The sequence below is a fragment of the Methylobacterium sp. B4 genome, assembly GCF_003201865.1.
GTDB lineage: Bacteria > Pseudomonadota > Alphaproteobacteria > Rhizobiales > Beijerinckiaceae > Methylobacterium.
Genome location: NZ_QJJJ01000042.1, coordinates 1 through 12623, shown reverse-complemented (window position 1 = coordinate 12623; position 12623 = coordinate 1). Strand labels below are relative to the sequence as shown.

Here is a 12623-nt window from a genome sequence, read left to right as displayed (position 1 = left end):
CCCGCTACATGACCCTGGAAAGCATCGCCCCAACCGGCGATGATCCCCTCGTCGGCCTGCCCACACTGGCAGCCTGACCGATCCGGCCCTGGCCGGTGATCGTGGTGGCCCTCTGCAAGCTACACCACGCCAAGGGACACGACCAACAACCAGGCTTGCATGCCGGTGCTGTAAATAAATTCTGCCCCACCTGTCTGTATTGCAGCCATTGCGGCGCGTCGTGGGGAAGTCCCACGCGGACGAGCATGGCCATCACGAGGTGAGGCAGAGTGGACTGGTGCGATGGATCGGTCCCCGGCGGCCCGGGGCCTTTCATTGCCCATTGGAAGAATCGCCGCTCAGGTCCGGTGCATTGCTAAAGTGCCGTTTAGCGCTGCGACGCCTCGGCGCTTCCGGGAGAGGGGAGGGCGCTACGGTTTGCCAAGGCGCCCTCCCCTACCAGTTGGACGGAGAGGCGAACGAGCGCAGGGAAATCGTCGTGAGTTCTCTCCGTCTATCTGCCAGACTGCGGCGTTGAATGTCGACGAATGCTTGGTAGTTCCATAACGTATATTATGCGAATGCATCCGATGCGGAAAAATCAAGACGGAGGCCGTTGGCAAAATCTCAATTGCACCTCTCTCTTCAGAAGAGTGGAGGAGGGTATGCTTATGTCGGTAGGCTCATTTTGAAACCCCCCTCCCCTCTCGCACACCAGATCACCGCTGCCGACCCCTCTCGGACATGCCATTCGCGTGCCTGCAATCCACGCTGCTGACCTGAAGCGGACCTCCGGGAGTGCTGCCGTGGGTATATGAAAAGTTAAGTCTTTCCTGACATGCACCACCGCTTCTACCGACCCGTGGACGGCGGTCGCTGAGCGGATGGTCCTCACCTGACTCCACTGAGACGGCGCCAGCCGATCACGACGCCTGACACCGAGATGATCAGGCCGGCCGCCGAGAGCAGCCAGAGCACAGCGTCCCAGACTGGACGTCGCTGCAGCAAAAACCGGAAGTCGAAGCTGTGCGGGGCGTTGAACAGCCAGCGGTAAGTCCGTGAGGATCGGTCAGCCCGGTTGAGCACCTCGCCGGTTGTCGGATCGATGTGGAACCACGTCGCGTCTGGGTCGGCGAACTTCACCCGCAACACCGGCAGGCGGCGTTGGAGATGGTGGGAGTACCAGTACGCGTCCTCTTCGGTCAGGAGCGCCGCTTCGCGGATCGGAACACCGGGCAGCAACTGCTGAGCTGCGGTTGTGAGTGTGGAAACCTCCGGGGGGGCAGGCTGCGCCGCCGAGGAACAGCATGCCAATGTCGAACCGTCCTGACAGCTCAGGACTGCCTGCGGCTCGCCACCGAGCCAAGCGAACCTGACTTCGACGACATCGGAGCAGGCGGTGGCGTGAACGGCAGCGAGGTCGAGATCCCAGCGAGGCGCTGTAACGCCGGCATAGCGCTCGAGCATGGCTTGGCTCGGCGCCCGTGGGCCGAACCAGCGGTTCGGGTTCATCGATAGCCAGCCGCTCGCAACGAAGGTCAGCAGCGTCAGACCGCCGAGCAGGCCGCCGATATGGTGCCAGGCCGCCCAGCCGCGGTAGGGCGAGACTGAGCCCGATGCATAGCGGCGGCGCAGCCGGACACGAAGCAGTCCGACCCACAGACCCGTCACCGCGCCGACGATCGCGACGCCCGAGACCCAGAGAACCACGTCGCGCCACATCTCGACCTGCGCCCGCAGCGGCGTCAGGTAGATCCAGTGTGGGATGGCGCCGAACCAGTTCCAGAACCGCTCCCCGCCTGTGGTGTCGAGGGCGATCTGGCCCGTGCGGGCGGAAACGTAGAGGCGGGTGTCGTCTGGATCGCCAAGGGTGATGAGGTGGAACGGCCGCAGGGGATCGTAGCGTGCGGTCACCGACCACTGGTCACGATCGACCTTCCCGAAGAGCTGGGGCTGCTGAGCACGCCGATCGTGCCGTGCGACGGAGAGGGCCTGCTCGGCATCGACACCGGTGATCGGACGCCGCTCGGCTGCCGAGACGGTCGCCTGTCCGCCGTCCCAGCCCACGATGCGGTAGACTGGTTCCCGGTCAAGCATCGTCAGCCGCAGGTCGCGGGGGAAGCGGGTCTGACCGGCGGCTTCGAGCGCCTCGCGCGGCGTTACCACGACCTGATCCCAGGCGAGGCGCGGCAAGCTGCCCCGGCGCTCCGTCTCCGTCAGGCTCGGGAAGCCAACGTACATCATGACGAGGCCGGACACGAACCACGTCACGAACAGCAGGCAGGTCAGGATGCCGAGCCAGCGATGGGCGAGATAGAGCCAGCGCTTGCCGCGCTTCAGCAGCGTTCGCATCGTGTGCCTCACGGTGCGATGCTCGGAGCGAACCCAGCCGAGCACAGCCGTCCCGGCGGCCACGCGTCGGCGCTGCCGGTCACCGGTGAGATCGTGTCGCTTAGGCCGTCGATCGGCCAGCCGATATGTGCGGTCTCGCCGATGCGTCGATCCACGTTCGTCCTCACATTGCGTGGATGCGAGAGCATCACGACGGCCACTCCGTGAGTCGGCGATAGGTGAGAGCGGTCAGCAGCAGCGCGCCAGCCAAGAGGCAGCCGAGCGCCACCAGCGCCTCACGCTGGGCGGTGGCACGAGGGATCGCGGGCTCGAATGCCGGCACGGCATCGTAGGCATCGAAGCCGAGACGGGCCGGGCAGCCCGCGCAGACCGGAACCGGGTTCATGGCCTGGGCCAGGATGCGCGGCTCGAAGAAGGTGCGCAGCCGGCGCCGATAGGCGCCGCCGGCCGTCAGGAAGTCCGCGTGTCGTCCCGCATCGGTTCCGGCCGCGGTCTCCAGCGCGAGGGCCAGGATCGTGGCGGGGGAGAGGAGCGCCAGACGGCGGCTCCAGGCCGAGGCGGCCAGAGCGTGCTCGTGCCAAGACTCGCGATGATCGGCCAGGGCTTCGTCGTAGAACGCGTCGCGGGCCAGACGCTTGATCTCAGGCGCCTCAACGAGCGCCGGCCGGTGCTGCGCGGCGTCTGGAACCTTGCGGGATGCCCAGGCAGCCGTGATCCGCGCCCCCTTCTCGGCGGTCGAGAACAGGGCTTGAGCCTGCCGGCTGGCATCGATGGCCGCAATCCGGGACGGCATCGGTGCGAGTGCATCGAGCGCGATGCCAAGCCCCGTCGGCAGAACCATGGTGATGCCGGCCCAGGTCAGCACGAGGATCGCCAGAGCAGCGACCGCTCCCCGCCAGAGGCTTGCCACCAGCGCGCAGACCGCAACCCAGAGCATGACGTAGGTCGCGAGTGCCGCGGCGAGCAGCGCCAGCGTGGTCTCCCAGCCGGCGAGCGGTCCGAGGCCGCCGGCGAGGGCCAGCGCCAAGCCCGTGCCGCCGACGACACCGGTGACGGCGACCAGCGCGACCGCACCGAACTTCGCCGCCGCGACCCGGCGCGGCCCAACGGGCTGCGCGGCGATCATCCGCAGGACCCCGCTATCCTGCTCGGCCGAGAGGCGCGTGCCGGCGAGCGCGATCACCGCCAGCGGAACGAGGTAGACCAGGACGAAGGCAAGATCGAAGGGGCCCAGCTTGAGTCTGGCGGCCGAGCCGAGCTCGTAGGCCGTATCATCGAACACCGTGCTGAAGCCGAAGCTGATCTTCGTCACTGCGGGCTGCACATCCGACTGGCCGGCAGCGAGGAGGGCGAGCGGGGTCGGAGGCTTCACGGCGTAGGCGGCCATGAAGTAGGTCATGAAGCCGAACGCGTCAGTGGGATCCTGCCAGTAGTTCACCTTGATCGGGCTCGGCTTGGCATAGCGCTCATGAGCGGCCCGGGCCTCACGGACGGCCCGCTCGCTGTCGTCGGCCGCCTCGGCGATGGCGGTACGCTCGCGCGCGACGCGGTCCGCGCCGGTCCAGGCCGCCAGACAGAGGGCTGCGAGGAGCGCAGCAATGATGGCCCAGGTCAGGCGTTCGCGCAGGATCAGCCGCAGTTCGGCGCCGAGCAGGCGGGGGAAGCGGGCGACGCTCACGGCTTCAGCCTCCGGATCATCGGCAGGCTCAGGCCGGCGAGCAGGGCGAGCCAGAGGGCAAGGACGAGAGCCGGCACCCGCGCATCTGCCAGGGACTGGGTGAACGGCAGCGGGGCGTGGACGAAGGGCGGGATTTGCTGCCACAGCTCCGACCCGGCGATGAGCCGGCCCCTCCCCTGCTGCGGACGATCACGGATCTCGCCGTTCATGCGCTCGGAGATCCTGCGGCGATAGGCTTCGGCGCTCCACACGAAATGCGCATGCTGGGCGAAGTCGGTGCCGGCGAGCGTCTGGGAGAGCGCCTGCAGGGCGACCCGCGGGGAGAGCAGGCCCGCCCAAGCGAAGGCTCGCTCCTGACTCGCGAGGCTCTCGAAAAAGGCACCGAGTTCACGATCGTAGACCGCGAAGTTGTGGCTCTCGTTCTCGAACATCATGAGACCGTCGAGGTCGACGGGCAGCTCGCTCGCGTTATCGACGCCGTAGCGGGTCAGGACCTCCCGGGCGCGCTCGTCGCCGGCCTCTGCCGTCTTGTGCGCTCGGAAGCCCGCATCAATGCGCGCCCGGACTTCGCGGTACGAAAGTGCGGGCGCGAGGGCGTCGACACTGGCCGTCGCGAGGCGAGGAGCCGCGACGCAGAGCAGGACCCAGGCGACGAGCGCAGCCGCGAGGGCGGCGCGGGCCGTCCGAGCCACGAGCGAGACGAGCATCGCCAGGAGCAGGAACACACTCGCGTAGGCGATCTGCACGGCGATCCAGCTCAACAGGCGCGCCGGCACCTGCCAGTCTGCACCATCCTGGCCTGTCATCACCAAGCCGCCGATCGCGAGGAGCGGACAGCCGACGACGAGGATGAGGACGAGGAGAAGCGCCGCGAAACGGGCAGCGAACAGGCGTCCGGGCGGAGCACCGTTACCCAGGGCAAGACGAAGGGTACCGCGCTCCCGGTCGGCAGCGAAGGCGGAGAAGCCGAGCAGGATCGCCGCGAGCGGCACCACCAGCTGCACGATGTCGGCGATGGTGCCGAGGCCGGTGCGGACGAGCGGACCGGCATCCTGTACAGCGCGGTAGACCGCGTCGTTGAACACGTGCGCCTCCACGCGCACCATGCGGCCGGTATAGGGTTCGGTGCCGGGGTCGAGCACCGCGAGCGGCGCGGAGGGCCGGAACACCCACAAGCCGAAATGGTCGGCTGAATGAGGGTTCTTGGCATCTTGCCCAAGCCAACGCGCGCGCTCGGCCGCCGTGATCTGGGCCGCTTGAGCCGCGTAAAGCTGCGCCTCCCGCCAAGCACCGAAGCCTGTCAGGGCCAGGAGCAGGACCAGCATGGCGCCGATCCAGCGCACGCGCGCATCGCGAACGGTCAGCGCGAGTTCAGCCGCGACCCGCTTCATGCCGTGATCTCGGCGAGGCGCTCGATGTAGAGGTGTTCGAGCGCGACATGGTCGAGCGTCTTCGGATCGATATCCTCGACGATCCGGCCGCGGCTCAGCACGCCGACGCGGTCGGCCATCTCGCGCACCCGGTAGAGATCGTGCGTCGCCATCAGCACCGCGGTGCCCCGCTCCGCAGCGTGTCTCACCGTGACGGAGAAGTCGGCTGCCGCACTCGGATCGAGCCCGGAGGTCGGCTCGTCCAGAAGGAGAAGCCGCGCTTGGCGAGCGAGGGCGACGGCGATCCCGACCTTCTGGCGCATGCCCTTCGAGTAGGATGCGGCGGGTCGACCTTGAGCCTCTTCGGGCAGACCGGCCTCAGTCAGCAGTCGGCGCGAGGCGTCGACGGACAAGTCGAGACCGGCCAGGGTCGCGAAGTAGCGCAGGTTCTCGATGCCCGAGAGACCCGGATAAAGGGCGACCTGCTCGGGGATGTAGGCGACATGGCCTCGCGCGCCGACCGGATCGGATCCGGCCTCGATCCCGCAGACCTGGACTGCGCCGGCATCCGGCTTCAGGAAGCCGAGAATCAGGTTGATCGTCGTGGTCTTGCCGGCTCCGTTCGGTCCGAGCAGGGCGAAGACCTCTCCGGCACGGAGCGTGAGGTCCAAGCCATTGAGGGCGGTGCGTGCGCCGAACCGCTTGACCGCCGCCCGGATTGCCAGAACGGGATTGTCTGCCTCGGCCTGGGGCAGTTCGCGTTGCTCGATATGCATGCGCGTACGCCCTCAGAAGGCAACGTTGTAGGCGACTTCGACCGAGCGTGGCCGGCCTAGCAGCCACGACACCGAACTCCCCGTCACGGGGTAGACCTTGTCGAGTAGGTTGTAGGCACGCACGCTGAAGTGTGAGGTCTCGCTCACGCGGTAGTCTACACTTGCGTTGACGACCTCGTAGGCTGGGCGCCGCACCGTGTTGGCGAAGTCGCTGAAGGTCTCGCCAACGAACTGCACCCCGGCCCGCGCTTCCCAGCGCGGTGCGAAGGCCCAGGACAGCCAGAGATTGGCGACGCGAGCGGGAACAGAGATCGGCTGATTGCCCGCGAAGTTGACGGCGGCCCCGCCAACCGCCTGCTGGAAGTCGTCGTACTGGGCATGTACCAACGCGAGGTTGCCCTCCACGCGCCAGTTCTCCCAAAGCCCCAGCGAAGCGAACGCCTCGACACCGTGCGAAGACTGGCTGCCGACCTGGATGGACACGGCTGGCCGCAATGGATCGGCCGTCAGCAGATTGTCCTTCGTGATCCGGTAACCTGCCAGCGTGAACTCACCCCGGCCCTCCCAAAACAGCTGCTTGTAGCCGATTTCGATCTGCTCGCCGGTCGAGAGTTCGAAATCCTTCTGCGCCAGGGACAGAGTAATCAGCGAGTTCACGGGATCCACGGCGGTGGCGTAGCTCGCGTAGAGCGAGCTGTCGGGCGTCGGATTGTAGACCGCGCCGAAGCGGTAGCTGAGCGCACTGAAATCCTTCGTGAACCCTGCCGAGGGAGTGCGCGGGTCTGAGCGACGAACCGTAGGCGCATCGTAGCGCACGCCAGCGATCAGCGAGAGCTGTTCCGTCAAAACGAGGCGGTTCTCGGCAAAAAGCGAGTACTGATCCGAGCTGGTGGCGTAGCCTAGCGTGGTCAGGTCGAGACTGGAGAAGACTCCAGGACTGAAGACGAACGGATTGACGCTCGTTTCACCGCGGTACGGAGAGTTGTTGGTGTGCGAGAACTTGATATGGTTGACGTCGAAGCCGGCAACGAACTCGTTGCGGAAACCGAACAGTTCACCCTTGAAGGCGGCATCGAAGCGGTTGCCGATTTGCTCTTGGTTGTGAAAGATTTCAATCGGGTTGGTTCTACGGACTAGGCCAGTGCTTGGCACGAAGGTGTAGTTTTCGACGTTGCGCCAGTGCCGATCCGACTTGAGACGATAGGCCGTGTTGCGGATCGTGATGTCGGCCGTGGGCGTCCATTCGGTCTTGAATTGAGTCCAGTTGTCCTCGAAGACGATGCGACTGTCGTTGACGTTGTAGTTGTTGAACCGGGTGCGGGGATCGATCCGGCCGCCGATCAGAGGCGTCCCGAAGTAGCGCAGCGGCTCCTGGTAGCCGTAATCGTGCGATAGGGTGAACGCGAGATCAGGCGTTGCCTGGTAGAGCACGGCACCCGAGACAGCGAGGTTGCTGAAATCACCGTTCTGACGCAGCCAGCCATTGGCTTGGTTGGCGCTGACGTTGAGGCGGTAGAAGACGTTCTCGCCGATGGGTCCACCGCTGTCGATGGCAAGGCGCTTCACGCCATCGGATCCGAGAGCGGCGCGTGCGGCGTTGATCGGTACGGCGACCGGCTTCTTAGGCACGACGTTGATGACGCCGCCGATCGCGCCGTCGCCGTACAGCACGGAAGCCGGGCCACGCAGCACCTCGATCCGATCGACGTTCCAGGTGTCGAACGGGTAGGTGATCGTACCGGCACCGACATAGAGCCGGGTGCCGTCATAGAGCTGCATCACCGAGTTTACGCCGGCAAAGCCGCGGGAGGTGTAGGCGCCAAGTCCGTTACCGGGCGCACCGATGGTCGTGATGCCAGCGGCGTTCTGGGTGATCGCCTCCTGCACGGTCTCCTGCCCGCGCTCTCGGATCTTTTGACCTGGGATGACCTCGATGCTGGCGGGCGTCTGCAGCGGCGACAGGTCGAGGCGGCTGCCACTACGGTTCGGCGTGGTGAGGTTCAGCCCGGCCGGCGCCGCCGTGTAGGGCGTCGGTGCTAGAAGCCTTGTGCCGGATCCCGCCCCCCGTACCGCCAGTTCCTCCAGCGCAACGGTGTGCGAACCAGCGGAGATCTCCGCACGCTCCTGTGCCGTCAGAGAGGTCGAGCTCAGAACGAGAGCGCTGGTGGAGAGATACAGGGCAGCAGGCAAGCGCTCGGCAAGCGAGCGGGTACGATCAACGCGGACCATGGGACGAGGAGCCTCGGGCGACGGCAGTGGCACGTCACCGCGAACGAGGCCTCGGCTCACCGCCCCCAAGCAGAAGGGACGGCGCTTCGACACCCATCAGGACACCCCGCCCGACGCGTTTCGCGTGTGACCACGACTGACGGCAGGTCTCCTGGCTCGCGGGTCGCTGCCCTCTCACCGTCTTCCCGGGCAAGGCTGCCCAGTGACATGGTGGCGGAAGGCTCGCCGCTTACAGTTGCGGGGGCAGCCGCGGCATCGGGTTACCCCTCACCGCGTTCCCTTTTGATCCCCGAGGGGAACCGTCACTTGGATGGTAGCGCCTTGGGCCCGTACAGACTGTCGCACGAGAGCAACATCCAGCCGGAGTCTCGCCCCTACGAGGCCTTGGAGCATGATTCGCCCTTACCCCCAGCCATAATTGTCGACGGCCTGCCGTCCCTTCGAAACAGTCGACTGCAGAGGTGCCCGCGTAAGGCTGCTGTGGGTCGCAAGCAGCGGCTCCGCGCCCGACGGACGAAGGTCGGCTCATAGCGCGAGCCGACCGTCCAAGCGGCACGACGTGCCGACATTCAACTCTGGCACCCTTTTGTCAGTCTCGACTACTCTGAGATCTGCCGTAGCAGTCTGCGGATTTCGCAGGACGTCCAAACCAAGCCACCGCGCGGCTTCCGAATACCCTGAACCCGCAGGCCTCGTGCAAGGCCCTCACAGGTCGTGATGCCGGCGCCGCGCAGTTCCGCAATGACAGGCCGGATCTCGTCGCGGAACCGCTGCGCTTTCGCGGTTGAGGCCCTGCGGCCGGCCTCACCGAGCTTCGGCCTGCTGACTGGCTGCCTTATCACCACCGGTACCTCAGGCCGCCGTAAACCGCCCTGCCGGTGCCCGGATTGAAGATCTCCGAGGCGACGTTGGCGACGCCGGCAATGGCCACGCTGGAGATGTAGCGCTTATCCAAGAGGTTGCGTGCCTCAAGGTACCCAGACCAAGCCGAGCCCTGGTCGAAGCCGATCCTCAGGTTCAGGAGCGCGTAGGAAGGCACGGTCAGGCTGTTGGCGTTGTCGGCGAAGTAAGCCTGCGGCGACCACTCGACGTTCGGACCGGCGTAGAAGCCGCTCGGATGACGGTAGAGCACCTCGGCGCGCAGGTAGTGCGTCGGCACGCCGGGCAGGCGGTTGTCGCCGTAGAGCGCGTCACGAACGAAGAAGAAGTCGTTGTAGGTGTAGGCCGTGTTGAACCAGACGCGGTCCTCAGCCGAGACGAGCGACTTTAGGAACGCCACCCCAAGGCCCGCCTCGACGCCTTGATGCACGGTGCGGTCGGCGTTCACGATGCTGCAAGGGCTGAAAATCGACGTCGTGAGGCACTGCAGTTCGTTCCGGATCTCCGAGCGATAGAGTGAGAGGTCCCAGGTGAGATCCGGTCGGATTCCGCGCGTGCCGACCTCGTAGGTCGTCGCCGTCTGCGCGCGCAGGTTCGAGGTCGCCACGGTCGCGAAAGAGTTCGCGTCGAAGGTCGGTGCCTCGGCGCTGCCCGAGACGTTACCGTAGACCTGCCACGTCGGGGCGACGTTCCAGAGCACGCCGAACTTCGGCTTGGCGATGTCGTAGGTCGAGCGGCCCGACTGGTTGCCGTCGGTTAGGAAGCGGTCCTTCCGGTCACGGGTCGCGTGCAGGAAGAAGCCACCCCCGACAAGGGCGACGTTCGGCAGGACGAAGAACGAGTTCTCGGCATAGGCCGACATGTTCTCCGAACGGTCGAGGGTCGAGAAGGTCAGAGTGTGGCGTAGCCGGTCGCCACGCGGCCCCGGAACTGCCAATCGGTGTCGGGCCGGTAGAGCAGGGAAAGCTCGGGCGCGACGTTCAGGAAACTGCGGTCGATGTTGGCCAGAGTGGTGGTGACGCCGCCGGCGGCCGGGAAGCCGTAGGTGATGTTGCGGCCGTTGATCGTGGTGTTCTCGGCGCTGATGCCGGCGACTGCGATCCACTGCTCGGCGAGCTGCAGCTCGACGCGGGCGCGACCGCCCAGGTTTGCCTGGGTAGCCTCGAGGTCGGCGGTCAGGGCGCCGAGGCGGGGCCCTCCGTAAGGCGCGCGGTTGTAGGTCAGGCTGTTGCTGTCGAGGGTGTTGTAGGCGAGCGCGACGTAACCGGTCGCCGGCAGGCCGAACAGGTCGCCGCGCCGGGTCACGTCGGTGAGAAAGTTGAAGCCCGGGAAATCGCCGCGTGCGGCAGTCGTGTAGAAGGGCTGGTTGATCTGGCGGTCGTCGAACACGAGTTGGGTGCGCCAGGTCGTGAAGGCGTCGAAGTCGTGCTCCCAGCGCCCGCCCACGATGGTGCGCCGATCGCCACGGAAGAACGCGCCCTCGTCGGCCGTCACCGGCACGGTGGCGCCGTTCCGGCCGTTGAGGAGCAGGTTATAGGTCACGCAGCCGGGTGCGGCCGCCGCGGCCGAGGCGCAGCCCCGCTGGAAAGGGTTGAGCCGGAACTGGTTGAGCGAGCCGCGCCCGGGCAGGTCGGTGGCGACCCCGTTGTTGATGATCTTCAAGGTGAAGCGGTCGTCCGGCGTCGGCGTGTAGGTGCCCAGAAAGTTGATGGTCTGGGTGTCGAACGAGTTGTGGCTGATGAAGCCGTTGCCCCGCGTGTCACTGGTGAAAAGGCTGTACTCGAACGGGCCGCTGACCCCGCCGAAGGCGGCGTAGTTGTTCAGGTAGCCGAAGCTGCCGGCATCAACGCCGTACTCGACGCCGTTGATCTCGGAACCTCGACGGGTGACGAAGTTCAGGGCGCCGCCGGTGGCGAAGTTGCCGAAGAACGGTGACTGCGGTCCCCGGAACACGTCGATGCGCGAGTAGGCACGCGGGTCGACGAGGTCGAAGCGCGAGGAGCCGTCCGCCTGGGTGACGGGGAAGCCGTCTTCCAGCACGACCATGTTGCGCGACACGCCGGTGGCGCGGGCGTTGTTGCCGCGGATCGAGACGACGACGTCGCGGTGCAGGCGGCGCACGACCATCATGAACTCGTCGTCACGGTCGACGCGGTCGAGCACGTCGCCGTTGTAAGGGTTCAGATAAACGAGGGTCCGGCGCGGCCCGTCGGCCATCGTCACAACGGCCGTAGCGGTCGGTTCGGCGGGAACGGCCATTGAGACCGGCACCGCCGCGGGCTCGGCTTGCGAGGCGTTGAAGAGCAGGACGTCCGGGCTGAGGGTGCGGCCCGCCTGGGGCACCACCGTCGTTCGGTACGCGAACAGGGTGCCGTTGATCTCGTCCTTGAAGAGGTAGAGCGAGCCGGTGGCCGAGAGCAGGACGAGGAAGGGCAGGCAGAGAAGGCCGGCGTAGAAGTGCCAGCGCCAGACGGCGCGGTAGACGGCGTCCGGCGCCGGACGCGCGGCGACAACGGCGGAAAACGCCGTCGCGTCGCCCTGAAGAGACTGTGACATGGGATAGGTCCGGGTCTGAGCGATCTGAAAAGCGGATCGGTCAGGCGGCCGGCGGACCTCTTGGGCTGACGGACTGGTCGGGAGGCGCACGGGCTTGGACCGTTCCGCCGTCGCGCCAGGAGACGGAGGCCACCACGGTGGGAATCCAGGCCACCACCGCAAACGGCGACTGGTGCTTATGAAACAACTGCGCAGCCTGGGCCGCCGTGCAGCAGGAATGATGCTGGCAAGCAGGCCCATGGTCGCCGGGCACGCTCAAACCGTCGTGCTCTGCGCAGATCACGGCGCCAAGCGGCGCGGCTGGAAGAGGGGCGAGGCCGCCAAGAAAGGCTTGCAGCGCGAGCGCGTAGAGCGCGATCACGGCGATGATCGCGCGGCCTTGAACCGTCCGAGGCAGGCATCCGCGCATGGCGGCACTTAAGGTTCAACGAAAACGCTGGTCAATCCACCGTGTAGGGATTTACCGGCGACCAAGCCTTCAAAGCCAGGAGGTGTGGCGTTGGCGCCTGAACTGGCGGGGTCCCCCGTCTAAGCCGACGAGCCTGGTATGCTTCCCCATGTCTAAGTCGTGCGCCGAATTACATCTCTCACGCCAACGGCAGTTTCCGGTTAACAGGCGGGCATTCCGCTGGCACCGAACGAAGGTCTGCAACTGGCGCACAGCCGAACAATCGGTGTGCGAACTCATGACCCATTCCGGGGTTCCGGGGGTCGTGTCCCGGATGGTGGTGTAGCTGAGGGGTGGTCATCGGCGGTTGCCGGGTAGGGTCGGGTTGCGACGACCAACCTCGAACCCGAGAGACC

At 66.4% G+C, this 12623-nt stretch carries 7 protein-coding genes, 1 pseudogene and 1 riboswitch; all 8 genes and pseudogenes read right to left on the bottom strand.

All coding sequences use genetic code 11. The features are described from left to right. Nucleotides 1–870: 870 nt before the first annotated feature. The 8 genes and pseudogenes from BY998_RS23530 to BY998_RS23495 all read right to left on the bottom strand — a co-directional run bounded on the left by BY998_RS23530 (nt 871) and on the right by BY998_RS23495 (nt 12180). Nucleotides 871–2331, bottom strand: coding sequence for a PepSY domain-containing protein (locus BY998_RS23530; protein WP_110354111.1), 1461 nt, complete (start codon nt 2329–2331; stop codon nt 871–873). A 187-nt stretch (nt 2332–2518) separates the two neighbouring features. Next, the gene (locus BY998_RS23525; protein WP_110354110.1) at nt 2519–4009 is read right to left on the bottom strand and encodes a DUF3526 domain-containing protein; all 1491 of its coding nucleotides are present in this window, start codon (nt 4007–4009) and stop codon (nt 2519–2521) included. Continuing rightward, the gene (locus tag BY998_RS23520) at nt 4006–5400 is read right to left on the bottom strand and encodes a DUF3526 domain-containing protein (RefSeq protein ID WP_110354109.1); all 1395 of its coding nucleotides are present in this window, start codon (nt 5398–5400) and stop codon (nt 4006–4008) included. Before BY998_RS23520 ends, BY998_RS23525 begins: the two co-directional genes overlap by 4 nt. Beyond that, nucleotides 5400–6155, bottom strand: a pseudogene (locus tag BY998_RS23515) (ABC transporter ATP-binding protein); the annotation flags it as partial. The gene BY998_RS23520 and the pseudogene BY998_RS23515, both read right to left, overlap by 1 nt. A gap of 12 nt (nt 6156–6167) precedes the next feature. Further along, nucleotides 6168–8384 carry a TonB-dependent siderophore receptor gene (locus BY998_RS23510; RefSeq protein ID WP_110354107.1) on the bottom strand — a complete coding sequence of 739 codons (2217 nt, stop codon included), beginning with the start codon at nt 8382–8384 and terminating at the stop codon, nt 6168–6170. Between the two features lie 123 nt (nt 8385–8507). Then, nucleotides 8508–8703, bottom strand: a riboswitch (cobalamin riboswitch). A 519-nt stretch (nt 8704–9222) separates the two neighbouring features. Further along, a complete protein-coding gene (locus BY998_RS23505; protein ID WP_280952931.1) occupies nt 9223–10200 on the bottom strand; it encodes a TonB-dependent receptor in 978 nt (325 codons plus the stop codon). Next, on the bottom strand, nt 10155–11819 hold the full coding sequence (locus tag BY998_RS23500) for a PepSY domain-containing protein (RefSeq protein ID WP_245421724.1): 1665 nt from the start codon (nt 11817–11819) through the stop codon (nt 10155–10157). Before BY998_RS23500 ends, BY998_RS23505 begins: the two co-directional genes overlap by 46 nt. Before the next feature lie 40 nt (nt 11820–11859). Continuing rightward, nucleotides 11860–12180 carry a hypothetical protein gene (locus BY998_RS23495; protein WP_245421723.1) on the bottom strand — a complete coding sequence of 107 codons (321 nt, stop codon included), beginning with the start codon at nt 12178–12180 and terminating at the stop codon, nt 11860–11862. Nucleotides 12181–12623 lie beyond the last annotated feature (443 nt).